Origin of the sequence: Pseudomonas lalucatii, assembly GCF_018398425.1 — a bacterium.
Classification (GTDB): Bacteria; Pseudomonadota; Gammaproteobacteria; order Pseudomonadales; family Pseudomonadaceae; genus Aquipseudomonas; species Aquipseudomonas lalucatii.
Genome location: NZ_JADPMV010000001.1, coordinates 1,652,946 through 1,677,174, shown reverse-complemented (window position 1 = coordinate 1,677,174; position 24,229 = coordinate 1,652,946). Strand labels below are relative to the sequence as shown.

The 24,229-nt window shown below is 67.5% G+C and carries 20 protein-coding genes; 12 read left to right on the top strand and 8 right to left on the bottom strand.

Going from position 1 to position 24,229, the window contains the following annotated elements; translation table 11 throughout:
• Positions 1–2: 2 nt before the first annotated feature.
• From glyA to I0D00_RS07590, 3 genes are all read right to left on the bottom strand, one after another.
• Positions 3–1,256, bottom strand: a complete 1,254-nt coding sequence (glyA, locus tag I0D00_RS07600) for a serine hydroxymethyltransferase (RefSeq protein WP_213639129.1) — start codon at positions 1,254–1,256, stop codon at positions 3–5.
• Positions 1,257–1,354: 98 nt separating this feature from the next.
• The gene (locus I0D00_RS07595) at positions 1,355–1,783 is read right to left on the bottom strand and encodes a GlcG/HbpS family heme-binding protein (protein ID WP_213639128.1); all 429 of its coding nucleotides are present in this window, start codon (positions 1,781–1,783) and stop codon (positions 1,355–1,357) included.
• A 20-nt stretch (positions 1,784–1,803) separates the two neighbouring features.
• Positions 1,804–2,964, bottom strand: coding sequence for an aminotransferase class V-fold PLP-dependent enzyme (locus I0D00_RS07590; RefSeq protein ID WP_213639127.1), 1,161 nt, complete (start codon positions 2,962–2,964; stop codon positions 1,804–1,806).
• 325 nt (positions 2,965–3,289) lie between these two features.
• Here I0D00_RS07590 and I0D00_RS07585 point away from each other — a divergent pair, with 325 nt between their 5' ends.
• From I0D00_RS07585 to I0D00_RS07565, 5 genes are all read left to right on the top strand, one after another.
• Positions 3,290–3,892, top strand: coding sequence for a helix-turn-helix domain-containing protein (locus I0D00_RS07585; RefSeq protein ID WP_213639126.1), 603 nt, complete (start codon positions 3,290–3,292; stop codon positions 3,890–3,892).
• A gap of 480 nt (positions 3,893–4,372) precedes the next feature.
• Positions 4,373–5,386: a taurine ABC transporter substrate-binding protein gene (locus I0D00_RS07580; RefSeq protein ID WP_213639125.1), complete on the top strand. Its 1,014-nt coding sequence runs from the start codon at positions 4,373–4,375 to the stop codon at positions 5,384–5,386.
• Between the two features lie 129 nt (positions 5,387–5,515).
• Positions 5,516–6,283: a taurine ABC transporter ATP-binding protein gene (locus I0D00_RS07575; RefSeq protein ID WP_215730879.1), complete on the top strand. Its 768-nt coding sequence runs from the start codon at positions 5,516–5,518 to the stop codon at positions 6,281–6,283.
• A 3-nt stretch (positions 6,284–6,286) separates the two neighbouring features.
• Positions 6,287–7,165, top strand: coding sequence for an ABC transporter permease subunit (locus I0D00_RS07570; protein WP_213639123.1), 879 nt, complete (start codon positions 6,287–6,289; stop codon positions 7,163–7,165).
• A gap of 50 nt (positions 7,166–7,215) precedes the next feature.
• The gene (locus tag I0D00_RS07565; RefSeq protein WP_213639122.1) at positions 7,216–9,651 is read left to right on the top strand and encodes a GcvT family protein; all 2,436 of its coding nucleotides are present in this window, start codon (positions 7,216–7,218) and stop codon (positions 9,649–9,651) included.
• Positions 9,652–10,401: 750 nt separating this feature from the next.
• Here the strand turns inward: I0D00_RS07565 and I0D00_RS07560 are convergent.
• Together I0D00_RS07560 and I0D00_RS07555 are read right to left on the bottom strand one after the other, a co-directional pair.
• Positions 10,402–11,727, bottom strand: a complete 1,326-nt coding sequence (locus I0D00_RS07560; RefSeq protein ID WP_246533193.1) for an MFS transporter — start codon at positions 11,725–11,727, stop codon at positions 10,402–10,404.
• A gap of 68 nt (positions 11,728–11,795) precedes the next feature.
• Complete coding sequence (locus tag I0D00_RS07555) at positions 11,796–13,457, bottom strand: GMC family oxidoreductase (RefSeq protein WP_213639121.1); 1,662 nt, start codon at positions 13,455–13,457, stop codon at positions 11,796–11,798.
• Between the two features lie 192 nt (positions 13,458–13,649).
• Here I0D00_RS07555 and I0D00_RS07550 point away from each other — a divergent pair, with 192 nt between their 5' ends.
• Positions 13,650–14,465, top strand: a complete 816-nt coding sequence (locus I0D00_RS07550) for an IclR family transcriptional regulator (protein ID WP_246533192.1) — start codon at positions 13,650–13,652, stop codon at positions 14,463–14,465.
• A gap of 36 nt (positions 14,466–14,501) precedes the next feature.
• Here I0D00_RS07550 and I0D00_RS07545 read toward each other — a convergent pair whose 3' ends face one another.
• Entirely contained in the window at positions 14,502–15,299 is a 798-nt protein-coding gene (locus I0D00_RS07545) for a thiazole synthase (RefSeq protein ID WP_213639119.1), read from the bottom strand.
• 37 nt (positions 15,300–15,336) lie between these two features.
• Positions 15,337–15,537, bottom strand: a complete 201-nt coding sequence (gene thiS, locus I0D00_RS07540) for a sulfur carrier protein ThiS (protein ID WP_213640247.1) — start codon at positions 15,535–15,537, stop codon at positions 15,337–15,339.
• A 308-nt stretch (positions 15,538–15,845) separates the two neighbouring features.
• On the opposite strand from thiS, the gene I0D00_RS07535 reads away from it, so the two are divergent.
• The 6 genes from I0D00_RS07535 to I0D00_RS07510 all read left to right on the top strand — a co-directional run bounded on the left by I0D00_RS07535 (position 15,846) and on the right by I0D00_RS07510 (position 23,548).
• Positions 15,846–17,234, top strand: coding sequence for an aminotransferase family protein (locus I0D00_RS07535; RefSeq protein ID WP_213639118.1), 1,389 nt, complete (start codon positions 15,846–15,848; stop codon positions 17,232–17,234).
• A 221-nt stretch (positions 17,235–17,455) separates the two neighbouring features.
• The gene (gene pdxR / locus I0D00_RS07530; protein ID WP_213639117.1) at positions 17,456–18,940 is read left to right on the top strand and encodes a MocR-like pyridoxine biosynthesis transcription factor PdxR; all 1,485 of its coding nucleotides are present in this window, start codon (positions 17,456–17,458) and stop codon (positions 18,938–18,940) included.
• 300 nt (positions 18,941–19,240) lie between these two features.
• A complete protein-coding gene (gene ald, locus I0D00_RS07525) occupies positions 19,241–20,353 on the top strand; it encodes an alanine dehydrogenase (protein ID WP_213639116.1) in 1,113 nt (370 codons plus the stop codon).
• 58 nt (positions 20,354–20,411) lie between these two features.
• Positions 20,412–22,172 (top strand): sulfoacetaldehyde acetyltransferase, encoded by a 1,761-nt coding sequence (gene xsc / locus I0D00_RS07520; protein WP_213639115.1) that lies wholly within the window; start codon positions 20,412–20,414, stop codon positions 22,170–22,172.
• 112 nt (positions 22,173–22,284) lie between these two features.
• Entirely contained in the window at positions 22,285–23,235 is a 951-nt protein-coding gene (locus I0D00_RS07515; RefSeq protein WP_213639114.1) for a bifunctional enoyl-CoA hydratase/phosphate acetyltransferase, read from the top strand.
• 13 nt (positions 23,236–23,248) lie between these two features.
• Positions 23,249–23,548: a DUF6506 family protein gene (locus I0D00_RS07510; RefSeq protein WP_213639113.1), complete on the top strand. Its 300-nt coding sequence runs from the start codon at positions 23,249–23,251 to the stop codon at positions 23,546–23,548.
• A gap of 16 nt (positions 23,549–23,564) precedes the next feature.
• Here the strand turns inward: I0D00_RS07510 and I0D00_RS07505 are convergent, their stop codons facing one another.
• Positions 23,565–24,224 carry a hypothetical protein gene (locus tag I0D00_RS07505; RefSeq protein ID WP_213639112.1) on the bottom strand — a complete coding sequence of 220 codons (660 nt, stop codon included), beginning with the start codon at positions 24,222–24,224 and terminating at the stop codon, positions 23,565–23,567.
• Positions 24,225–24,229: the final 5 nt, after the last annotated feature.

Sequence of the window (24,229 nt, the reverse complement as noted above, 5' to 3'; positions counted from 1 at the left end):
TTCTAGGCGTAGACCGGGTAGTCCGCGCACAGCTCTGCCGCCAGGGTGGCGACTCGGGCTTCCACCTCGCCATCGCCGAGGTGGTCGAGGACGTCGCAGATCCAGCCGGCCAGGGCGACGCACTGGGCCTCCTTGAAGCCGCGGGTGGTCACCGCCGGGGTGCCGATGCGCAGGCCCGAGGTGACGAACGGCGACTGCGGGTCGTTCGGCACCGAGTTCTTGTTCACCGTGATGCCGACGCGGCCCAGGGCGGCGTCGGCGTCCTTGCCGGTCAGGCCCTGCTTGATCAGGCTGAGGAGGAACAGGTGGTTGTCGGTGCCGCCGGAGACCACGTCGAAGCCGCGCTCGATGAACACCTTGGCCATGGCCTGGGCGTTCTTGATCACCTGGGCCTGGTACTCCTTGAACTCGGGCTCCAGGGCCTCCTTGAAGCACACCGCCTTGGCGGCGATCACGTGCATCAGCGGGCCGCCCTGGGCACCGGGGAACACCGCGGCGTTGAGCTTCTTCTCGATCTCGGGATTGCTCTTGGCCAGGATCAGGCCGCCACGGGGGCCGCGCAGGGTCTTGTGGGTGGTGGTGGTGACCACGTCGGCGTAGGGCAGCGGGTTCGGGTACAGGCCGGCGGCGACCAGGCCGGCGACGTGGGCCATGTCGACGAACAGCAGCGCGCCGACCTTGTCGGCGATCTCGCGGAAGCGCGCAAAGTCCAGGGTCTTGGAGTAGGCGCTGAAGCCGGCGACGATCATCTTCGGCTGGTGCTCCACGGCCAGGCGCTCGACTTCGTCGTAGTCGATCAGCCCGGTGGCGGTGTCGATGCCGTACTGCACGGCGTTGTACAGCTTGCCGGAGGAGCTGACCTTGGAACCATGGGTCAGGTGGCCGCCGTGGGCCAGGCTCATGCCCAGGATGGTGTCGCCCGCATTGAGCAGGGCCAGGTACACGGCGCTGTTGGCCGAGGAGCCGGAGTGCGGCTGGACGTTGGCGAAATCGGCGCCGAACAGCTGCTTGGCGCGGTCGATGGCCAGCTGCTCGACCACGTCGACGTGCTCGCAGCCGCCGTAGTAGCGCTTGCCCGGGTAGCCTTCGGCGTACTTGTTGGTCAGCCCGCTGCCCTGGGCCTGCATGACGCGCTTGCTGGTGTAGTTTTCCGAGGCGATCAGCTCGATGTGGTGCTCCTGACGCGCTTCTTCGGCGTTCATCGCCGCCAGCAGTTCGTCGTCGTAGCCTTGGATTTGATCTTGTTTGCCGAACATTGCGTGCTATCTCCTGCAGCAAGGCGGGCCATGGCCCGCCTGGAAGGGGCGCTGTCCGCTCGCTGTGGACGGCTCAGCGCCTGGGGGCCTGCTAACGGTCAGTTGATGACATAGGCCTGGAAGGCCTCGACACCGGCCTGGGCGACGATCTCGTCCTGGTCGGGGGTGCCCGAGCTGCAGCCGATGCCGCCGATGATCTGTTCGTGGAGAAACAGCGGCAGCCCGCCGGCGACTATGGAGAAGCGGCCCTGGTTGCTGGTGTTGATGCCGAAGGCCGGTTTGCCCGGTACGCTCACCTCGCCATAGGCGCGGGTCGATTTACGGGCGGCGGAGGCGGTGAAGGACTTGCCCATGGCGATGTCGATGCTGGTGATGCGGGCGTTGTCCATGCGCTGGAACAGCAGCAGGTGGCCGGCGTCGTCGGTGATGGCGATGTCCATGTCGACGGCGATTTCCCTGGCCTTGCGCACGCAGGCCTGCATGATGACCTGGGCGTCGGCCAGGGTAAGTCTGGGTACCATTTTCATTGTTATCGACCTCAGTCTTGTCAGTGATTCGGGCTGGCGAGCGCCGCTCGGGCGTCGAGGACGCCGTCGAGGGCCTGCTCGAGGGTTGCCAGGGTGCGTTCGACGTGGTTCAGCTTGTCGAGACCGAACAGGCCGATGCGGAAGGTCTGGAAGTCGCTCGGCTCGTCGCATTGCAGCGGCACGCCGGCGGCGATCTGCAGGCCCTGGGCGGCGAACTTCTTGCCGTTCTTGATATCGCCATCGTCGGTGTAACAGACCACCACGCCGGGCGCCTCGAAGCCCGGCGCGGCGACACTCTTGAAGCCTCTGCGACTCAACAACGCACGCACCCGGTCACCCAGTTCCTGTTGCTCGGCGCGCACGGCCTCGAAGCCATAGGCCTGGGTTTCCTTCATCACGTCACGGAAGCGGGCCAGGGCGTCACTGGGCATGGTGGCGTGGTAGGCGTGGCCGCCCTGTTCATAGGCCTGCATGATCTGCAGCCACTTCTTCAGGTCGCAGGCAAAGCTGCTGCTCTGGGTGGCGTTGACGCGCTCGAGTCCCCGCTGGCTGAGCATCACCAGCGCGCAGCAGGGCGAGCCGCTCCAGCCTTTCTGCGGCGCGCTGATCAGCACATCGATGCCACAGGCCTGCATGTCGATCCACAAGGTGCCCGACGCGATGCAGTCCAGCACGAACAGGCCGCCGACGCCATGCACGGCATCGGCCACGGCGCGCAGGTAGGCATCGGGCAGAATCATGCCCGACGAGGTTTCGACATGGGGGGCGAAGACCACCTGGGGCTTCTGCGCCCGGATGGTGGCCAGCACCTCCTCGAGCGGCGGCGGGGCGAAGGCGGCCTGGCGCTGCGCCGCCAGCGGACGGGCTTTCAGCACGGTGGTCGCCGCAGGTATGCCACCCATCTCGAAGATCTGCGACCAGCGATAGCTGAACCAGCCGTTGCGGATGACCAGGCATTCCTGATCGGTGGCCAGCTGGCGGGCCACCGCCTCCATGCCGAAGGTGCCGCTACCCGGTACGACCGCCACGGCCTGGGCGTTGTAGACCTCTTTCAAGGTACTGGAGATGTCGTTCATCACCCGCTGGAACGACTGCGACATATGGTTGAGGGAGCGGTCGGTGTAGACCACCGAGTATTCGAGGAGGCCATCGGGGTCCACGGCGGAGATCGCATTTTTCATTTTTACACCCTCGTGAAATAATTGTTTTGTTTTTCACTATGCTGCACCAAGGCGTTCTGCTTGACAAGGGTGCCGAGGTCCGATTTTCGGCGGCTTGCCGTCGGTCCCGGCCCGCTATCCACGGCGTCGTCGCCGTGGGATGGCCCTTGCGGCAGACTGAAAGCCGACAGCCGGCGGTCGCCGCGACTGGGCCGAGGCATCGCCGGGGCAGAATTTCATCGACTTCTGATAACCCTGTATTCATGAAAAAAATCCTGTTTTTTTAATGTGGCAAGGTTTCTGCTATGCTTTGTCCACTCATACGTCACAGAGCAATGCATTCCTCATGTCAGAGCCACTTCCCGCCAAGGGCAACGGAACCGACCCCGAGAGTCTGCGGATCGGCCGGCAGATCCGTGACCTGCGCAAATCGAAGCGGATAACCCTCGCGGCCCTGGCGGAGAAGCTGGACCGCTCCGTCGGCTATCTGAGCCAGGTCGAACGCGGCGTTTCATCCCTGCCGATCGGCGTGTTGCAGGCGATCAGCGAGATACTGGGGGTCAGGGTCAGCTGGTTCTTCCAGGGGGACGATGAGATTCCCACCGAGGAGCGCGAGTACCTCGTCCGCGCCGATCACCGGCGCTCGATGACCTTCTCCGGGATCGGGGTTCGCGAAGAACTGCTGTCGCCCCGCTTGAGTGGTCAGCTGCTGCTGATCATGACGCGCCTCGCCCCCGGGGCGAGCGGTGGCAAGGAGCCACGCCAGCGCAAGGGCGAGGAGGCCGGCTATGTCGAGGCGGGGACCCTGGAGCTGAAGATCGGCCAGCAGACCTTCCTCCTCGGTCCCGGCGACAGCTTCGCCATCACCGGCGACGAGCCCCACCTGATCTACAACCCGGGTGATGTCGAGACCCGGGTGATCTGGGTGATGACGGGCGTCGAATACTGATCGCTGCCCACCGCCGCGCGGCCGACCGCCCGTCCTCCAGGGGCGGCCCAACCTAGCCCCTGTGGCGCCTGAGCCCGCAGCGGCCGGAGCCTCCTGGCCGCTGTCCCGAATCCCCGCCGTCACTGCCCGAGACGGCCGTGGTCCGCGCCGCTGCCGGCCTTGGCCGCCTCGGATGCTGCGGCCTCGATCGGGCCGCTCGAACCCCGCCCTCGACCGCCCTTGCGGACGCCCGCCGTCGCCCCGCGACCACCCCTGCCGAGCCTGGCCACAGGCATGCCGGCTCATGGGACAAGCTAAGTGCTTGTTTTTCATGTGCGCATGGTAAATAGAATAATCAACCGGCTTTTAAGTGAAAATTAATTTGTAATTTTCATTTTGAGATTATTTTTTTCTGTTAGTCTCTTGCTCGTGGCGTGGCTGCATGGCCTTCGATGCCGCACTGAACTCTCTGATAACAATATAAACAGTGAGGAATACGTTATGAGCTACCACCGCAAACCGAGCAGCACTCCCGGGCGCCTGCTGCGTAGGGGCCTCTGCGGCTCCGTGCTGGCGTTGATGATGGGGGCGTACGCCCAGGCCGCAGACCTTACGGTCGCCTACTTTCCGGGCTGGCCCACCACCCACCAGGTCGGCGAGGAGAAGGGCTGGTTCAACGAGGCCGTGGGCATGGACGTACAGTTCCGCGAGTTCGACACCGGCGCCGCCATGGCGGCGGCGATGCTCTCGGGCGATGTTCAGGTCGCCTATTCGATGGGCGTCATCCCCTTTGTTATTGCAGTCACCCAAGGCGCACCGCTGGACCTGGTGGGTGTCGCGGTGACCTACTCGGAGAACGACAACTGCGTCGTGCGCAATGGCAGCGGCATCGCCTCGCCGCTCGACCTCAAGGGCAAGACCGTCGGCGTGCCGTTCGGCACCGTGTCGCACTACAAGATGCTGAAGACCTTCGAGAACGTCGGCGTCGATGTCGGCACCATGAAGGTGGTCGACATGGCGCCGCCGGATGTGGCCGCGGCGATGACCCGTGGCGACGTGGACCTGGGCTGCGGCTGGGAGCCGGCGCTGTCCAGCATGCTGAAGAACGGCGAGTTGCTGGTCAGTGCCAAGGAGCAGGAGTCCTGGGGGCTGAAGGTGTTCGACGTGATCGTGGTCAATCGCGACTTCGCCAAGCAGAACCCGGAGAAGATCTCCGCATTCCTCTCGACGGTGGACCGGTCCACCGACTTCTACCAGGCCAACGCCGCCGAGGCGACGGCGATCATCAGCAAGAAGGCCGGTATCTCCGAAGAGCAGACCCGCTCGATCATGGCCAAGTTCGGCTTCCCCAAGCGTGAAGAGCAGCTCAGCCAGGCCTGGCTGGGCAAGGACGTGCCCGCGTTCCTCAAAGGCGTTGCCGATGTGATGGTCGCCAACGGCGAGATGGACAAGGCGCTGGACGACTACAGCCCCTACGTCAAGGCCGGCTACTACACCGACACCACCGCACCTTAGTGCACCTGGCGGCCGGGCCCGATCGCGCGTGCGCGGGCCGAGCCCGGCTACCTGCCCTGCCTAAGGGTTCCATGACATTCGTCTGCAAGGGGAAAGGCTGTGAGTGAATTGTGTGTAAAGGGCGTGTCGATGACCTACGACGGCAGCGATGGTCAGCCGGTCAGGGCGCTCGAAAATATCAATTTTTCCATGAGCCAGGAGGACATCGTCACCGTCCTGGGTCCGTCCGGCTGCGGCAAGAGCACCTTGCTCAACATCATCGCCGGCTTCCTGAGCCCGACGGCGGGCAAGGTCCTGGTCGACGGCCGCGAGATCGCCGGGCCCGGCCAGGATCGCGGCATGGTGTTCCAGCACGGCGCGCTGTTCGAGTGGCTCAGCGTCGGCGAGAACATCAATTTCGGGCCGCGCATGGCGGGCGTCGATGCCCGCCAATGCGCGGCGAAGGTCGACGAGCTGCTCGGCCTGGTCGGTCTGGACGGCTTTCGCGATACGCCGATCTACAACCTGTCCGGGGGCATGCAGCAGCGCGTGGCGCTGGCCCGCTGCCTGGCCAACAACCCGGACGTGATCCTGATGGACGAGCCCCTCGGCGCGCTGGATGCGCTGACCCGGGAAAAGATGCAGACCCTGGTGCTCAAGCTCTGGCAGGAGACCCGCAAGATGGTGTTCGTGATCACCCACAGTGTGGAGGAGGCGATCTTCCTCGGCTCGCGCCTGGTGGTGATGGCGCCTCGGCCGGGGCATATCGTCAAGGAGTTTCAGCTGCCGTTCGCCGCCGCGGGGCGGGACGCCAACCCGCGCGAGATCAAGTCCAGTCGCGAGTTCATCGCGGTCCGCGAGGAGGTGCTCGAGATGATCTGGTCGATGGAAGAGCAGCTCTCGCCAGCAGGGGTATGAATCATGTCTGAAGCCAATGTAAGCAAGAAACGCATGTTTTTCCTGTACCGGCTGTGGAACACCGACGGCCTGGCCCAGCGCAAGACCGTCACCTTCGGCGACCCGGCCGCGGTCCAGGGCGGCGCCATCTGGGGGGTGCTGTCGGTGCTGACCACGGCACTCATCTGGCAGCTGGTCTCCATGGCCGAGATCGTCTCGCCGCTGTTCTGGCCGAGCCCGCAAGCGGTGTGGAACAAGTTCGTCCTGATCGCCACCGAGGGCTACAAGGGCTTCACCCTGGCCGAGCACCTGGGCATCAGCCTGTACCGGGTCCTGGCGGGCTTCGGCCTGGGTTGCCTGCTCGGTATTCCGGTCGGCCTGGGCATGGGCCTGAACAAGGTCATCAAGGGCTGGATGGACCCACTGATCGAGTTCTACCGTCCGGTGCCGCCGCTGGCCTATGTGCCGCTGGTGATCATCTGGATGGGCATCGGCGACAGCGGCAAGGTGCTGCTGCTGTTCCTGGCGACCTTTTCGATCATCGTGATCAGCGCCCGGGCCGGCGTCGCCAGCGTGGCCATCGAGAAGATCCACGCGGCCTACTCGCTGGGCGCCAGCCGCTGGCAGATCCTGCGCCACGTCATCCTGATCAATGCCCTGCCGGAGATCTTCACCGGCATGCGCGTCGCCATGGGCGTCTGCTGGGGCACCCTGGTGGCCGCCGAAATGGTCGCCGCCACCTCCGGTGTGGGCTGGATGGTGCTCAATGCCAGCCGTTACCTGAACACCGACATAGTGCTGATGGGGGTGATCCTGATGGGCGTGGTCGGCTTCATGATCGACCTGTGCATGCGCCGCCTGGAGCAGAAGCTGATCCCGTGGAAGAGCAAAGGCCGCGGTTAAACCCCAGTTCAACAGATTTCCTGAGACCGTTTCCGGAGAACGAAGACATGATGACGCATGCAAAAGTATTGGTGATCGGCGGTGGCATCGCCGGGGTGAGCACGCTCTACCATCTGGCCAAGAGGGGCTGCGACAACATCGCCCTGGTGGAGCGAACCGAGTTGACGGCCGGCTCGACCTGGCACGCGGCGGGCAACCTGCCGCACTTCAGCACCAGCCTCAACGTGATGCGCCTGCAGCAGTACAGCATCGCCCTGTATCAGCGCCTGGAAGCCGAGACCGGCCAGGCGGTGGGCCACCACAAGAGCGGCGCGTTGCGCCTGGCGCATACCCAGGAGCGTTTCGAGGAATTCCAGCGGGTCGCCGGCATGGCCGATTCCTGCGGGCTCGACTTCAAGTTGCTCAAGCCGGAGGAACTGCAGCAATACCACCCGTTCCTCGAGAGTCACGACCTGGTGGGCGGCCTGTGGGACCCGGACGACGGCCACATCGACCCGACCAGCGTGACCAACGCCATGGCCAAGGGCGCCCGCGACCTGGGTGCGCAGATCTACCGCAACAGCCCGGTCAGCGCCATCACCCGCACGGCCGACGGCCTGTGGCAGGTGGACACGGCCAAGGGCACCATCACCGCGGACATCATCGTCAACGCCGCGGGTTTCCGCGCCAACGAGATCGCCGCGATGATCGGCCACCAGCTGCCGATCGCCTCGATGGAGCACCAGTACCTGGTCACCGAAGGCCTGCAGGAAGTCGCCGACTGCGGTCGCGAACTGCCCATGGTCCGCGACCCCGACGTGTCCTACTACCTGCGCCAGGAACGCAACGGCTTCATCCTCGGCCCCTACGAGCCCGGCGGCCTGCCGTGCTGGACCGACGGCGTGCCGCCGGACTTCGGCCAGGAGCTGTTCGAGCCGTCGCTGGACCGCCTCGAGGACATCATCGCCACGGCCATGGAGCAGATCCCGCTGCTGGAGAAAGCCGGCGTGCAGACCGTGATCAACGGTCCGATCACCTATACCCCGGACGGCCATCCGCTGATCGGCCCGGTGGCCGGCTTCGACAACTACTTCGTCTGTTCCGGCTTCAACTTCGGCATCGTCCAGGGCGGCGGCGCCGGCTATTTCATGGCCCAGTGGATCCTCGACGGCCATCCGGAGATCGATCTCAACGAGCTGGACCCGCGCCGCTTCGGCGACTACGCCAATGCCCGCTACACCGTGGCCAAGGCCACCGAGGTGTATGCCCACGAGTACGCCAACGGCCTGCCCTACGAGTACGAGAACCGCCCGGCGGCGCGTCCGGCCAAGACCACGCCGATCTACAGCCGCCTGAAGGAAAATGGCGCGGTGTTCGGCGCCCGCTTCGGCTGGGAACGCGCCAACTGGTTCGCCCCGGCCGGCATGGCGCCGCGCGACGAACTGAGCTACAGCCGCAGCAACTGGTTCGAGACCGTCGGCGAGGAGTGCCGCGCGGTGCGCGAGAGGGTCGGCCTGCTGGACCTGTCGGCCTTCGCCAAGTTCGAGGTGTCGGGGGCGGGGGCGGTGGCCTATCTGGAGCGGCTGTCGACCAATCGCCTGCCCGCCGAGGTGGGCGGCATCGCCCTGACCTACATGGTCTCCCCCTCGGGGCGGATCCTCGGCGAGTTCACCATCACCCGCCTGGCGGCCGAGCGCTTCTACCTGATCAGCGCCGCCGCCGCCCAGGTGCACGACTGGGACGAGCTGCGCCGCCGCCTGCCGGCCGACGGCTCGGTGCGCCTCGACGACGTCACCGCGCGCTACGGCACCCTGGTCGTGGCGGGGCCCAAGGCCCGTGAAGTGCTGAGCCAGTTGACCTCTAGCAATCTGGGCAACGAGGCCTTCCCCTGGCTCAGCGCCCAGGAGATCTCGGTGGCCGGCGCCCCGGTACGGGCCCTGCGGGTCAACTACGTCGGCGAACTGGGCTGGGAGCTGCACCACCCCATCGAGTATCAACTGGGCCTATACGATGCCCTGGTCGAGGCGGGCGCCGAGTTCGGCATGCGCAACTTCGGCACGCGGGCGATGGATTCGCTGCGCCTGGAGAAGGCCTATCCGATGTGGGGCCACGAGCTGACCTGCGAGAACACCCCGCTGGAAGCCAAGCTGGGCTTCTTCGTCAAGACCGACGCGCGCGACTTCGTCGGTCGCGAAGCCCTGGTGCAGCAGCGCGAGCAGGGTGTGAAGGTGCAACTGGCCTACCTGGAAGTCGACGCCGAGGGGGCCGATGCCTTCAACTTCGAACCGGTGCTCGCCGGTGACAAGGTGGTCGGCGTGGTCAGCTCCGGTGGCTACGGCCACTGTGTGCAGAAGAGCCTGGCGTTCGCCTATGTGCAGGCCGATCAGGCGGCCGTCGGCACCGCGCTCAGCGTGCTGATCCTCGGCCAGCGGCGTGCGGCCCGGGTGATCAAGGCGCCGGCCTTCGATCCGCAGAACCTGCGCCCGAGAGGGAACTACGAGGGCTGATGGGCCGGCGGCCTCGCTCCCGCAAGGAGCGGGGTTGCTCGTTTCCCAGCCAAGCCGAATGGCCCACTGGCCAGCAGAATCATCGACCGTCGCAATGGCGGTTCGGGTTCGGCTGGCCAGTGGGCCATGCTCGTTCTGGCCCCGGTGTCCCCGGGCAGTGCTGGGCGCGCCGAGCGGTCGGCGGCCACCGCTGCCGTCGCTCCGCCGGTGGCGGCGGCGATGATCGCGACCCGGCCTCGCTCGCCCTTGTCCGCCCCCGGCACCACCATCTCCCCATCTCCCCATCTCCCCATCTCCCCACGTCCCACGCTCCACGCCCCTGCCGCGCCAGTGGCGCGGCAGGGGGTCGTCGCTTTCGCCGGGCGCGCGGGCAGGCAGACCGTGACGCGCGACGGTGCTCAGTGCCTGGCCGCAGCCGTACGTGCCGCATAGGCTCCGGGCGGGGCTAGGTCTCGGTCTGGGGAGTTGTCGACCCGTCCGGGACAGCCCTCGCGGCCAACGGCCAAGGGGCGAACCGGGGATGGGGCCTTCCGGCAGCTGGCTAGCTGGCCTGTGGCCCGCCGGGCGCCGAGGCATCGAGTGGAGCGGGGGCCTGTATCCAGGGCGGGAGCCCTGGCTCTTGGCGTTGCGGGCGTGGCTCGCCAGCGCGGGCGAGCGGCGTGGCATGCGCCACCCGCCCGGCGCATCGCATAAAAAACCCTTCGGCCGGCGAGGCGCCGGGCGAAGGGCAGGGGGCAGCGGGTTGGGCGGTCAGGACGTGGCGGTGCTGGCGGTGATGCCGACCTCCTCATGGGCCACCTGTTCGCCCTTGCGTTTGCCGATCCACCAGGCGCAGTAGGCACTGACGGCGCCGGCGAACAGCACGTAGAAGCAGGTGCTCCAGGGTTCGCCATCGCTGCTGCGCATCAGCGCGGTGGCGATGATCGGGGTCAGGCCGCTGGCGAAGATGCCGGAGAACTGATAGACGAAGGAGATTCCGGTGTAGCGCACCTTGGCGTCGAACAGCTCGCAGAACAGCGCGGCCTCCGGGCCGTAGACCGCGGCGTAGAAGATGCCGAACGGAATCACGATAGCCATCCAGATCATGAACATGTCGCCGCCGCTGGTCGTCATCAGCCAGAAGGCCGGGAAGGCGGACAAGGCGGTGATCAGCGCGCCCCAGAAGTACACCCGGGTGCGGCCGATGCGGTCGGACAGGGCACCGAACAGCGGGATGGTGAAGCACATCACCACCGCGGCGGCCATCACCCCGATCAGCGCCTCGGAGCGCGGCAGGTTGAGGGTCTGGGTCAGGTAGCTGAGCGAGAACACGCCGAACACGTTGAAGAACACCCCGTCGATATAGCGCGCGCCCATGCCGGCCAGCACGTTCTTCGGATAGCGCTTCATCATGTCGACGAAGGGAATGGCGGCCTCGGCGTTGGCTTCCTTGACCTTGGCGAACTCCGGGCTCTCCATCACGTTCAGGCGGATCCAGGTGCCGAGGAAGACCAGGGCGGCGCTGAGCAGGAAGGCGATGCGCCAGCCCCAGTCGAGGAACTGGCTTTCGGTCAGGCTGTAGGAGAGCGCCGCCACCACTCCGGAGGCCAGGCACAGGCCGATGGCCAGGCCGATCTGCGGCAGGCTGGCGTAGAAGCCGCGCTGGTGTTTCGGCGCGTACTCGAAGGCCATCAGCACCGCGCCGCCCCATTCGCCGCCTAGGCCGATGCCCTGGAAGATGCGCAGCAGCAGCAGGAGCAGCGGCGCCCAGATGCCGATGCTGTCGTAGCTGGGCACCAGGCCGATGAGGAAGGTGGCCACGCCCATGATCATCATGGTCATGACCAGCATGCTCTTGCGGCCGATCTTGTCGCCGAAGTGGCCGAAGATCACCCCGCCGATGGGGCGGCTGAGGAAGCCGACGGCGAAGGTGCCATAGGCCAGCATGGTCGACACCAGCGGGTCGTCGGCCGGGAAGTACAGCTGGTTGAACACGATGCCGGCGACGACGCCGTAGAGGAAGAAGTCGTACCACTCGATGGTGGCGCCTATGACACTTGCGATAACGACCTTGCGCACGGGGTTGGGCGTGGACATGTCAGTATTCCTATTGTTGTCTTTGTATGGATGGTGAGCGCGGCTGGCGCGCTCCCTTCAGGCTTCCATTAGGAGGCGAGCGTGCTCAGTTCGGGGGCCGTCGCAGCGGCCCTGGGCGCCGGGGCGTCGGCCTGCAGGCAGTCTTCGAGAATCATCGCGCTGGCCTTCTCCGCGATCATCACCACCGGGACATTGGTGTTGCCCGAGACCAGGGTCGGCATGATCGAGCAGTCGACCACTCGCAGCCCCTGCAGGCCGTGCACGCGCAGGCGCGCGTCGACCACCGCGAGGGGGTCGCTGCCCATCTTGCAGGTGCCGGACGGGTGGAAGATGGTCGCCCCGTACTGGCGGCAGAACTCGAGAATCTGCTCGTCGCTCTGTTGCTCGCTACCGGGGCGGTACTCGCGGCGGATCAGGCGCTTGAGCGGTCCCGTCGCGGCCAGCTGGCGGGTCAGGCGCACGGCCGCGATCACGGTCTGGCGGTCCAGTTCGGTGGACAGGTAGTTGGGCTGCATCGACGGCGGCTGCTGCGGGTCGCTGGAGGTGATGCGCACGTAACCGCGGCTCTCGGGGCGCAACTGGCACACCGACATGGTGAAGCCGGAGAAGGGGTGCACGCTGCCGCCGGCGGAGTCGGCGCTGAGGGTACCGAAGTGGTACTGGATGTCCGGAGTGCTGCTCTGCGCCAGCGCCCGGGTGAACAGTCCGCCCTGGTTGATGCCGATGGCCAGCGGCCCGCTGCGGGTCAGCAACCACTGCAGGCCCATGCGCAGCTTGCGCAGCGGCGAGCGCAGCTCGTCGTTGGTGGTGATGGGCTGGTTGCACTCGTAGATCAGGCGAATCTGCAGGTGGTCCTGCAGGTTCTCGCCCACGCCGGGCAGGACATGCACCGGGGCTATGTCGAACTGCTTGAGCAGCTCGGCCGGCCCGACGCCGGACAGCTGCAGCAGCTGCGGCGACTGCAGCGCCCCGGCACTGAGAATCACCTCGCGCCTGGCGCGCACGATCAGCGATTGACCGTTCTGCCGGTAGCGTACGGCAACGGCGCGATTGCCCTCGAACAGCACCTTCTCCGCCTGGGCGAGGGCCTCGATGGTCAGGTTCGCGCGCCGCTTGGCGGGGCGCAGGTAGGCCACCGCGGTGCTGCAGCGCAGGCCCTTGCGGGTGGTCAGCTGGTAATAACCGACGCCTTCCTGGTCGCCGCCGTTGAAGTCGTCGGTGCGCGGTATCCCGAGCTCGTTGGCGGCCGCGATGAAGCCCTCGGTGAGCGGGTGCCGCGCCTTGATGCTCGAGGCCGACAGCGGGCCGTCGGTGCCGCGGGTGGGGCCCGGGCCGAGGTCATTGCACTCGGCCCGGCGGAAGTAGGGCAGCACGTCGTCCCAGCCCCAGCCTTGGTTTCCGGCGCGGGCCCAGGCATCGTAGTCCTCGCGCTGGCCGCGGATATAGATCAGGCCGTTGATCGAGCTGCAGCCGCCGAACACCCGACCGCGTGGCCAGTAGATGCGCCGGCCGTTCATGCCGGGGTCCGGGTCGGTGTAGAAGCCCCAGTTGTAGACGGGGTGAAACATGGTCTTGGCGTAGCCGATCGGGATGTGGATCCACGGATAGCGATCCGCAGGTCCGGCCTCGAGCAGGCAAACGCTGTATCGTCCGTTCTCGCTGAGTCGATTCGCCAGCACACAACCGGCGGAACCGGCACCGACAACGACGAAGTCATAGGCGCGTGACATTCGAAATCCTCTTGTTTTTATAGGCGTGAAACCGAACAGCAGGATTAAAGTAGAACAAGGTGGTTCATTTTTGTGGTGCCAGCCGTGGGGTTGGAGTGAGGCCACGCGCCGCTGCTGCGCCTGTTTTGCTCGGTATTTTCTTGTAAATGAATGGCTTGGCTCGATGTCCAACTCGATACGGATTTTTTGATAATGGAACAAAATGATCCAAAAACCGAATGGCTGCCTTCCGGGGATGCCGGCAGCGGCCCGGATCGCAGCCTGCGCGCCCTGTTGTTGCTGGAGATCGTCGCCACGGCCGACGGGCCCCTGTCGCTCGCCCAGCTGAGCGAGCGCCTGGAGGCGCCCAAGGCCACGCTGCTGCGCCTGCTGGGGGCGCTGGAGCGGCTCGGTTATCTGCTGCGCGAGGTGGACGAAAAGACTTACCTGCTCGGGCCGCGCGCCGGGCGCCTGGGGCTGCTGCTGCTGCGCAACGAGGTGGTGCTGCAGCGGCACCGCCTGATTCTGCGGGCGCTGGTGCGCCAGCTCGGCGAGACCTGCAACCTGACGGCGCTGGACGGGGATCAGGTGATCTATATCGATCGCGTCGAAACCAGCGAGCCCCTGCGCCTGCATGTACAGCCCGGTACCCATGTGCCGCTGCACTGCACCGCCAGCGGCAAGCTGTTCCTCGCCGAGATGCCGGGCGAGCGCCGCCGCGCGCTGCTCGAACGCCTCGAACTGCGCCCGCAGACCGACCGCAGCATTACCGATGTCGACCTGCTGGAGAGCGAACTGGGCCGGGTCCAGGCGCGCGGCGTGGGCCTCGACAGCGAGGAATTCGTCAGGGGGATGGTGGCCGTGGCGGTGCCGATCAGAAATGCCGAGGGGCACTGCGTGGCGGCGCTGGCCTGCCATGCGCCCACGGCGCGCAAGAGCCTGAACGACTTGATCGAGTACATTCCCCAGTTGCAGGCCGCCGCCGCGCAGCTGGCAGCGTCCTTCGCCCTGCCGGCGGCCGGCGTCTGAGGCCCGGGCGCCGCCTGCGGCGGCGCGGCTGAGCGGCTAGAGGAACAGCCCGCTAAGCGGCGAGGAAGCGTCGCCGCTGAGCCGGCGCGGCATGCGCCCGGCCAGGTAGGCCTCGCGGCCGGCCTCGACCGCCTTGCGCATCGCCTGGGCCATGCGGATCGGCTCGCGGGCACGGGCGATGGCGGTGTTCATCAGCACCCCGGCGCAGCCCAGTTCCATGGCGATGGCGGCGTCCGAGGCGGTGCCGACGCCGGCATCGACTATCACCGGCACCTTGGCGTTCTCGACGATCAGGCGGATGTTGTAGGGGTTGCGAATGCCCAGGCCGGAGCCGATCGGCGCGCCCAGCGGCATCACCGCCACGCAGCCGAGCTCCTCCAGGCGCCGCGCCACCAGCGGGTCGTCGCTGGTGTAGACCATCACCCTGAAGCCCAGCTCGACCAGCTGGCGGGCGGCGATCAGGGTCTCGCCGATGTCCGGGTAGAGGGTCTGGCGGTCGCCGAGCACCTCCAGCTTGACCAGGTCGTGGCCGTCCAGCAGCTCGCGCGCCAGCAGGCAGGTGCGCACCGCATCCTGGGCCGTGTAGCAGCCGGCGGTATTGGGCAGCAGGGTGTAGCGCCCGGGTTCGATCACCTCGAGCAGGTTGGGCTGGTCGGCGTCCTGGCCGAGGTTGCTGCGGCGCACGGCGAAGGTGACGATCTGCGCCGCGCTGGCCTCCACCGCCGCGCGGGTCTCGCTGAGGTCGGCGTAGTGGCCGGTGCCGACCAGCAGGCGTGAGGCGAAGGCCTGGCCGGCAATGAGCAGCGGATCGGGGGCTGAGGTCGCGATGGTCATAAGAGGCTCCGGGTAGGGGAAGGGGCGTGGTCGCCGATCAGCCGCCGCCGATGGCGTGGACGATTTCCAGGCGGTCGCCCTGTTGCAGGCGCACCGTGGCGTACTGGCTGCGGGGCACCACGTCCAGGTTGTGTTCGATGGCCAGGCGGCGCGACTGCAGGTCCAGGCGGACCAGCAGTTGCGCCAGGCTGAGGCCATCGGGGAGGCGCTCGCGCTTGCCGTTGATCTGCACGTCAATCATCCACCCCTCCTGGCATGGGCACTTGTGGCTGTAGTGCCTGCATGGTTGGCGCGTCGGCGGCGTCCTTGAAGGGCCAGTCGCGGCCGCGGCACTGGTCCAGTGCCGCGCCGGGGGCTGGCATCACGGGCGGACAACAACTGGTTCTAACTGCGCCTGCGGCTTGCTCTTAGTTTCGTCAGCAAGGGTGGCGTGGCGCGTGCCGCATCGCGATGCGCAGCGTCGTCGCCGCCGTCGACCTATCGGTGTCTGGAGTTCCTCTCCCGCCCGGCGGCCCACAATAAAAATGCTCCAGTCAGGAGGTAAGCATGAACAGCACAGCTCACGAATACGATGCAGCCGAGGCCTTGGCCAGCGACCGCGCCCACGTCTGGCATCACCTCTCCCAGCACAAGCCGCTGGAGCAGAACGACCCGTTGATGATCGTCAAGGGCAAGGGCATGCGGGTCTGGGACGCCAAGGGTAACGAATACCTCGATGCGGTCTCCGGCGCGGTGTGGACCGTCAACGTCGGCTACGGCCGCGAGAGCATCGCCGATGCGGTGCGCGAGCAGCTGGTGACCATGAACTACTTCGCCAACACCGCCGGCAACATCCCCGGCGCGCTGTTCGCCAAGAAGCTGATCGAGAAGATGCCGGGCCTGAGCCGGGTCTACTACTCCAACTCCGGTTCCGAGGCCAACGAGAAGGCCTACAAGATCGTGCGGCAGATCGCCCACAAGAAGTACGGCGGCAAGAAGCACAAGATTCTGTTCCGCGAGCGTGACTACCACGGCACCACCATCACCGCCCTGAGCTCCACCGGCCAGTTCGAGCGCAAGAACCAGTACGGCCCCTTCACCCCGGGCTTCGTCGAGTTCCCGCACTGCTGCGAATACCGCTCGCAGTTCGGCGCGGTGGCCGACTACGGCGTGCGCGCCGCCCTGGAGATGGAGAAGGTGATCCTCGCCGAGGGGCCGGACACCGTCGGCGCCGTGGTGCTGGAGCCGATCACCGCCGGCGGCGGGGTGATCACCCCGCCGGCCGGCTACTGGGAAACCATCCAGGCGCTCTGCAAGAAGTACGACATCCTCCTGCACATCGACGAGGTGGTCTGCGGCCTGGGCCGTACCGGCAAGTGGTTCGGCTATCAGCACTACGGCATCCAGCCGGACATAGTCACCATGGCCAAGGGCGTGGCCAGCGGCTATGCGGCGATCTCCTGCACCGTGACCACCGAGGCGGTGTTCGAGGCGTTCAAGGGCGAGGCCGACGACCGCATGGGCTACTTCCGTGACATCAGCACCTTCGGCGGCTGCACCGCGGGCCCGGCGGCGGCGCTGGAGAACATGCGCATCATCGAGGAGGAAGGCCTGCTGGAGAACGTCACCCAGATGGGCGAATACTTCCTGGGCCGCCTGCGCGAGCTGCAGGACAAGTACCAGGTGATCGGCGACGTGCGCGGCAAGGGGCTGTTCTGCGGCCTGGAACTGGTCAAGGACCGCACGACCAAGGAGCCGGTGGCCGAGAGCCTGCCGATGGCCATCGCCGCCGACTGCATGCGCCAGGGGGTGATCATCGGCCGCACCAACCGCAGCTTCGAGCAGTACAACAACACCCTGTGCTTCAGCCCCGCGCTGATCGCCACCCAGGCCGAGCTGGACACCATCATCGCCGCCCTGGACAGCGCCTTCGGCCGCCTGGCGCCCAACGCCTGATAGCGGGCCGCGGGTGCGCAGCCGGGCTCCCCACCCCAGGTGGGCGGCCCGGCTTTTGCCGTGTCCGGGTGAACCGGGGCGCGCGTTGCCGATGGTCTTACCCCGGCTGTTGTTGCTAGTCTGCGGCGCAGGTGTCGCGCAGGCGACAGTCCGCGCATTGTGAAGGCGTTGGCCGCGCTAGGGTGGGCCAACGTTCGTCGTCCTTTCAGCCGAGGCCATCCATGTTCCAGCTGTTCCACCTGTCAGCCGCAAAAGCCACCAGTCTGCAGCAGCAGCTGCGCGAGCAGATCGCCCAGGCCATCCTCAACGGCAATATCCCGCTGGACACGGCGCTGCCCTCCAGCCGCAAGCTGGCCAAGCAGCTGAGCATCGCGCGCAATACCGTGGTGCTGGCCTACGAGCACCTGCTCGACGACGGCTACCTGCTGGCCCGCGAGCGCAGCGGCTACTACGTCAACCCGGACATCCTGGCGCGCAAGGTGGAAACGCCGTCGGCGGCCACGGCCACGGCCGCAGCCGACGGCAGCGCGCCGGACTGGTCGCGGCGCCTGGTGGTGCAGCCGTCGCAGCAGCGCAACATGAGCAAGCCGCGGGACTGGCAGAAGTACCAGTACCCCTTCATCTACGGGCAGTTCGACCCGGCCCTGTTCCCCACGGCCAACTGGCGCGAATGCTGCCGCGATGCGGTGAGCATTCCGGCGATCCGCGACTGGGCCTCGGACCGCTTCGACAACGACGACCCCTTGCTGATGGAGCAGATCAGGACCCGCCTGCTGCCGCGCCGCGGGGTCTGGGCCTCGCCCGAGCAGATCCTGGTCACGGTCGGCGCCCAGCACGCCCTGTACATGCTGGCGCGCCTGCTGCTGCGTCCCGACAGCCTGATGGGCATCGAAGACCCGGGCTATATGGACATCCGCAATATCGCCACGCTCAATCCGTCGCGGATCCAGCCGCTGGCGGTGGACCAGCATGGCCTGGTGCTCGGCGACGAGCTGGACCGCTGCGACCTGATCTACACCACGCCCAGCCACCAGTGTCCGACCACCGTGACCATGCCGCTGGAGCGCCGTTACGAGCTGTTGCGCCGGGCCAACCAGCACGACTTCCTGATCATCGAGGACGACTACGAGAGCGAGACCAACTTCAAGGCCAACCCGATACCGGCGCTCAAGAGCCTGGATACCAACGACCGGGTGCTCTACGTCGGCAGCCTGTCGAAGACCCTGGCGCCGGGCCTGCGGGTCGGTTACCTGGTCGGCCCCGAGGCGCTGATCCGCGAGGCGCGGGCGCTGCGCCGGCTGATGGTGCGCCACCCGGCGGCGAACAATCAGCGTTCGGTGGCGCTGTTCCTCGAGCGCGGCTACCACGACGCGCTGATCATGAGCCTGATGCGCGCCTACCAGGAGCGCCACGAGCAGATGGGCGACGCCCTGCACGAGTACCTGCCGGAGTCGTCCCAGGAGCCGAGCTTCGGCGGTTCCTGCTACTGGGTCCAGGGGCCGGAAGGCCTGGATGCGCGGCAGTTGCAGAAGGAGGCCGCGGCCCAGGGCATTCTCATCGAGCCGGGCGATATCCATTTCTGCGGCGACAACCCGCCGCTGAACTACTTCCGCCTCGGCTACTCCTCGATCGCCACCGAGCGCATCCGTCCGGGCGTCAAGCTGCTCGCCGAGCTGATCCAGCAGCAGCTGCGCCGCCAGGCCTAGCGGCCCGGGTGGCCGGCGCCGCGGCCACCCCCTCCCGATCCACCGACCACTAGCGCGACAGGCCGCCAGGCGCCTGGCCCTCGCCGTGCCCGCCGCCCGGCGCCATGGGGCAGCGGCGCATCGCGCCGCCAGCGAAGCGCGCCGTCCTGGCGCAACAGCTGCCCCGCAACTGGTTCTATCTGGCTCTTTCCCCCGGCTCCTACTCTAGCCCCAAGCCAGCCGCACCACCCTCGGGTGCGCCACGGCGGCTCGCTCGACTTGCCTCACTGACTCCACACAACAACAACGGGAGAGACCGGCATGCTTATCGGCGTTCCGAAAGAGATCAAGAACCACGAGTACCGCGTCGGCATGGTGCCAGCCAGCGTTCAGGAGCTGACCAGCCGTGGCCACGCCGTGCTGGTGCAGACCCAGGCCGGCGCCAGCATCGGCTTCAGCGACGACGACTACCGTGCCGCCGGCGCGTGCATCGCCGACAGCGCCGAGGAGGTGTTCGCCCGGGCCGAGATGATCGTCAAGGTCAAGGAACCCCAGGCCAGCGAGCGCAAGCAGCTGCGCCGCGATCAACTGTTGTTCACCTACCTGCACCTGGCGCCGGACCGCGAGCAGACCGTCGACCTGCTGGAGAGCGGCGCCACCTGCATCGCCTACGAGACCGTGACCTCGAGCCGGGGCGGCCTGCCGCTGCTGGCGCCGATGTCGGAAGTGGCCGGGCGCATGTCGATCCAGGCCGGCGCCAGCTGCCTGGAGAAGTCCCGCGGCGGCCGCGGCGTGCTGCTCGGCGGCGTGCCGGGGGTGGAGCCGGCCAAGGTGGTGATCCTCGGCGGCGGCGTGGTCGGCTCCAACGCCGCGCGCATGGCCCTCGGCCTGGGCGCCCAGGTGGTGGTGCTGGATCGCAGCATCGAGGTGCTGCGGCGCCTGGTCAGCGAGTTCGGCACCCAGTTGCAGACGGTGCTGTCCAACCGCGCCGAGCTGGAGGAGCACGTGCTGTCCGCCGACCTGGTGATCGGCGGCGTGCTGATCCCCGGTGCCGCCGCGCCCAAGCTGGTCAGCGCCGAGATGGTGCGGGCCATGAAGCCGGGCTCGGCGGTGGTCGACGTGGCCATCGACCAGGGCGGCTGCTTCGAGACCTCCCGTGCCACCACCCACCAGGAACCGACCTACCTGGTCGATGGCGTGGTGCACTACTGCGTGGCCAACATGCCCGGTGCGGTGGCGCGCACCTCCACCCTGGCGCTGAACAACGCCACCCTGCCGCACATCGTCGCCCTGGCCGACTTGGGCTGGGAGGAGGCGCTGCGCCGCGATCCGCACCTGGCCAATGGCCTGAATATCCATGCCGGGCAGGTCACCTGTCCGGAAGTGGCCGAGGCCCTCGGCTATCCCTGTGCGCCCATGCCGCCGCGCGGCTGAGCCCCGATAAAACCGGCGGCTCCGTCGCCGTCCCTTAAGCAACGAGAGGAATACCGACATGCCACGCATGACTCCCAGCGAAGCCCTGGTAGAAACCCTGGTCGCCAACGGCGTTACCGACATCTTCGGCATCATGGGCTCGGCCTTCATGGATGCGATGGATATCTTCGCCCCGGCCGGCATCCGCTTCATCCCCGTGGTCCACGAGCAGGGCGCCGGGCACATGGCCGACGGCTACTCGCGGGTCAGCGGCCGCCATGGCGTGTGCATCGCGCAGAACGGCCCGGGCATCACCAACTTCGTCACCGCCGTGGCGGCCGCCTACTGGGCGCACAGCCCGGTGGTGGTGATCACCCCGGAAACCGGCTCCATGAGCCAGGGCCTGGGGGGATTCCAGGAAGCCCAGCAGCTGCCGTTCTTCGAGACCATCACCAAGTATCAGGGCCACGTCGCCAATCCGGCGCGCATGGCCGAGCTGACCGCCCGCTGCTTCGACCGCGCCATGCTGGAGAACGGCCCGACTCAGCTGAACATCCCGCGTGACTTCTTCTACGGCGACATCAACGTCGAGATCCCCGCGCCGATCCGCATCGAGCGCAGCGCCGGTGGCGCCCAGAGCCTGGCCGAGGCCGCGGCGCTGCTGGCCGAGGCGCAGAACCCGGTGATCATCTCCGGCGGCGGCGTGGTCATGGGCGACGCGGTGGAAGAGTGCAAGGCGCTGGCCGAGTACCTCGGCGCGCCGGTGGTCAACAGCTACCTGCACAACGACTCCTTCCCGGCCAGCCACCCGCTGTGGTGCGGCCCGCTCGGCTACCAGGGTTCCAAGGCGGCGATGAAGCTGCTGTCGCGGGCCGACGTGGTGATCGCCCTGGGCACCCGCCTGGGCCCGTTCGGCACCCTGCCGCAGCACGGCCTGGACTACTGGCCGAAGCAGGCCAAGGTGATCCAGATCGATTGCGATCCGAAGATGCTCGGCCTGGTGAAGAAGATCACCGTCGGCATCTGCGGCGACGCCAAGGCCGCCGCCAGCGACCTCCTCGGTCGTCTGGAGAACCTGGCGGTACGCTGCCTGGAGAACAAGGGCGCGCGGGCCGAGGAAATCGCCCTGGAGAAGGCCAACTGGGAAGCCGAGCTGAACGCCTGGATCCATGAGAAGGACGAATACTCGCTGGACATGATCAAGGAGCAGAGCGGCGAGGAGGGCAGCTACCTGCACCCGCGCCAGGTCCTGCGCGAGCTGGAGAAGGCCATGCCGGCCGACGCCATGGTCTCCACCGACATCGGCAACATCAACTCGGTGTCCAACAGCTACCTGCGCTTCGAGCAGCCGCGCTCGTTCTTCGCCGCCATGAGCTTCGGCAACTGCGGCTACGCCCTGCCGACCATCATCGGCGCCAAGGTCGCCGCGCCGCACCGCACCGCCATCTCCTACGCCGGTGACGGCGCCTGGGGCATGTCGATGATGGAGATCATGACCTGCGTGCGCGAGAACATCCCGGTCACCTCCATCGTCTTCCACAACCGCCAGTGGGGCGCGGAGAAGAAGAACCAGGTGGACTTCTACAACCGCCGCTTCGTCGCCGGCGACCTGGAGAACCAGAGCTTCGCCGGTATCGCCCGCTCCATGGGCGCCGAAGGCGTCACCGTCGACCGCCTGGAGGACGTCGGCCCGGCGCTGAAGGCCGCCTGCGAGGCGCAGAAGGCCGGCAAGACCACGGTGATCGAGATCATGTGCACCCGCGAGCTGGGCGATCCGTTCCGCCGCGATGCGCTGTCCAAGCCGGTGCGCTTCCTGGAGAAGTACAAGGACTACGTCTGAGTCGCCGCGGCAACGCGCTTCGCGATGAAAGGGAAAGAGTCCCTAGGTAACACCGCAGCGGCGCCTTAGGGCGCCGTTGCGGCTTCGACCGCGAACAATCGGGAAAGCAATCATGTTGAGCACTATTCCACGGGAATGCCCGGCGTTCCTCCTCGAGCGGGCCAAGGCCCTGCCGCGGGTGGTCACGGCGGTGGTCAACCCGGTCAACCAGCTGAGCCTGGAGAGCGCCAGGCAGGCCAGCGAGGCGGGGCTGATCGAGCCGGTGCTGGTCGGCGATCCGGCGCAGATCCGCGCCCTGGCCGAGGCCATCGACTGGGACCTGCACGACCTGCGCATCCTCGCCGCCGCCGACGAAGGGCAGAGCGCCGAACTGGCCTGTGCCCTGGCCGGCGCCGGGGAGGCGGCGGCGCTGATGAAGGGCCACCTGCACACCGACACCCTGCTGCGCGCGGTACTCAAGCGCGAGGCCGGGCTGCGCACCGCCAGCCGCCTCAGCCATGTCTTCCACATGACCCTGCCCGGCAGCGACAAGGCGCTGTCGATCACCGACGCGGTGATCAACGTGCAGCCGAGCATAGTCGACAAGATCCATATCGCCCGCAACGCCATCGAGCTGATGCATGCCCTGGGCTACCAGCTGCCGCGCATGGCGGTGTTGTCCGGCACCGAGGAGGTGACCCGCAGCATGCCCTCCAGCCAGGATGCCGCGGAGCTGGTCAAGCTGGCGGCCATCGGCGCCCTGAGCGGCGCCTGCGTCGAGGGGCCGCTGGCCTTCGACAACGCGGTATCGCTGGAGGCGGCGCGGATCAAGGGCATCGGCGGCGAGGTGGCGGGTAATGCCGATATCCTGCTGGTGCCGAACCTGGAAGCCGGCAACTTCCTGTTCAAGCAGATGGTGTACTTCATGAGCGCCACCGCCGCCGGCCTGGTGCTGGGGGCGCGGGTGCCGATCGTGCTGACCTCGCGCGCCGACCCGCTGGAGGCGCGGCTGGCCTCCTGCGCCCTGGCTTCCATCTTCATCGACCACCGTCAGCAGGCGCCGCGCCGCGCCCTGGCCCACTAGCGAGGAACCGCCAATGGCTCTGCAACGTTATGCCTTCATCTTCAAGGCCCCCGGCATGGACTTTCTCACCCACAACGGCTGCCTGGAGTCCGAGGCGTTCGCCGCGACCCTGTGCGGCGTGGCGGACGTCGAGCAGGCGGTGCTGGTGGCCCAGGAGCTGCTGACCCGCAACGTGCAGCTGATCGAGCTGTGCGGCGCCTTCAGCGCCGCGGAGGTCGAGCAGGTGCGCGGCGCCCTCGGCGGGCGCATTCCGGTGGGCGCCGTGCAGTACAGCGCCGCGGAGCGCGAGCGCCTGCAGCAGGCGTTCGCCTGAGCCGGCGCGGCCGGCGTCAGTCCGTGGCGGAGGCGGCCAGCCAGGCCGCCAGCACCCGCCGGCGCCACCAGTCGCCGCCTTCGATCAGCTGACGGATCAGGGCCTGCTGGCGGGCATCGCCGGCGAACTGCCGGGGCCGTGGCAGCACCGGCAGCTGGGCCTGCAGCTCCTGCGCGCGCTGCAGCCAGGGGCGCTGCGCGGCGCCGGCCGGCATCGGCAGCAGGGGCAGTTGCGGGCAGAGGTAGAACAGCAGCCAGCTGGTCGCGCGCTGCCCGGAGTCGTCGTCGAACAGCGCCCGGTTGCCGGCCTCCAGCAGCGCCAGGGCCGGCTCCAGGCCCTCGCCGCCGCGCCACTCGTCCAGCTGCACCCAGCGCGGCGCCAGTTCGCGGCGGATGAAGCCATCCAGGCGCGCGGCCAGCTCGTCGGCGCTCAGGCCGAGGAAGTCCAGGCCGGCACGGTCCCCGAGCATGCGCAGGTAGGTCTTGTCGATCAGCGTGCGCCCGGCGTTCTGCCAGGCGGCGCCGGCGGCCCTGGCCAGGTTGCCGTAGCAGGTCAGCAGCAGGCCGTTGTCGCTGCTGCGCGCATCCCGGCCCGCGGCGAACGCCGGGTGCGGCTGCTGCCAGGTCGCGCACAGGCGTTCGCCGAGCTGGACGATGCGCAGGTTATCCAGGGTCATGGGGG

Bases quoted from the DNA above. Each gene is read 5' to 3' on its own strand.
- I0D00_RS07535 (WP_213639118.1), top strand. From the start codon at position 15,846: ATGAACAGCACAGCTCACGAATACGATGCAGCCGAGGCCTTGGCCAGC.
- I0D00_RS07595 (WP_213639128.1), bottom strand. From the start codon at position 1,783: ATGAAAATGGTACCCAGACTTACCCTGGCCGACGCCCAGGTCATCATG.
- I0D00_RS07570 (WP_213639123.1), top strand. From the start codon at position 6,287: ATGTCTGAAGCCAATGTAAGCAAGAAACGCATGTTTTTCCTGTACCGG.
- I0D00_RS07545 (WP_213639119.1), bottom strand. From the start codon at position 15,299: ATGACCATCGCGACCTCAGCCCCCGATCCGCTGCTCATTGCCGGCCAG.
- I0D00_RS07585 (WP_213639126.1), top strand. From the start codon at position 3,290: ATGTCAGAGCCACTTCCCGCCAAGGGCAACGGAACCGACCCCGAGAGT.
- I0D00_RS07515 (WP_213639114.1), top strand. From the start codon at position 22,285: ATGTTGAGCACTATTCCACGGGAATGCCCGGCGTTCCTCCTCGAGCGG.
- ald (WP_213639116.1), top strand. From the start codon at position 19,241: ATGCTTATCGGCGTTCCGAAAGAGATCAAGAACCACGAGTACCGCGTC.
- glyA (WP_213639129.1), bottom strand. From the start codon at position 1,256: ATGTTCGGCAAACAAGATCAAATCCAAGGCTACGACGACGAACTGCTG.
- I0D00_RS07560 (WP_246533193.1), bottom strand. From the start codon at position 11,727: ATGTCCACGCCCAACCCCGTGCGCAAGGTCGTTATCGCAAGTGTCATA.
- I0D00_RS07580 (WP_213639125.1), top strand. From the start codon at position 4,373: ATGAGCTACCACCGCAAACCGAGCAGCACTCCCGGGCGCCTGCTGCGT.
- pdxR (WP_213639117.1), top strand. From the start codon at position 17,456: ATGTTCCAGCTGTTCCACCTGTCAGCCGCAAAAGCCACCAGTCTGCAG.
- I0D00_RS07555 (WP_213639121.1), bottom strand. From the start codon at position 13,457: ATGTCACGCGCCTATGACTTCGTCGTTGTCGGTGCCGGTTCCGCCGGT.
- I0D00_RS07505 (WP_213639112.1), bottom strand. From the start codon at position 24,224: ATGACCCTGGATAACCTGCGCATCGTCCAGCTCGGCGAACGCCTGTGC.
- I0D00_RS07575 (WP_215730879.1), top strand. From the start codon at position 5,516: ATGACCTACGACGGCAGCGATGGTCAGCCGGTCAGGGCGCTCGAAAAT.
- I0D00_RS07590 (WP_213639127.1), bottom strand. From the start codon at position 2,964: ATGAAAAATGCGATCTCCGCCGTGGACCCCGATGGCCTCCTCGAATAC.
- I0D00_RS07550 (WP_246533192.1), top strand. From the start codon at position 13,650: ATGGAACAAAATGATCCAAAAACCGAATGGCTGCCTTCCGGGGATGCC.
- I0D00_RS07565 (WP_213639122.1), top strand. From the start codon at position 7,216: ATGACGCATGCAAAAGTATTGGTGATCGGCGGTGGCATCGCCGGGGTG.
- xsc (WP_213639115.1), top strand. From the start codon at position 20,412: ATGCCACGCATGACTCCCAGCGAAGCCCTGGTAGAAACCCTGGTCGCC.
- I0D00_RS07510 (WP_213639113.1), top strand. From the start codon at position 23,249: ATGGCTCTGCAACGTTATGCCTTCATCTTCAAGGCCCCCGGCATGGAC.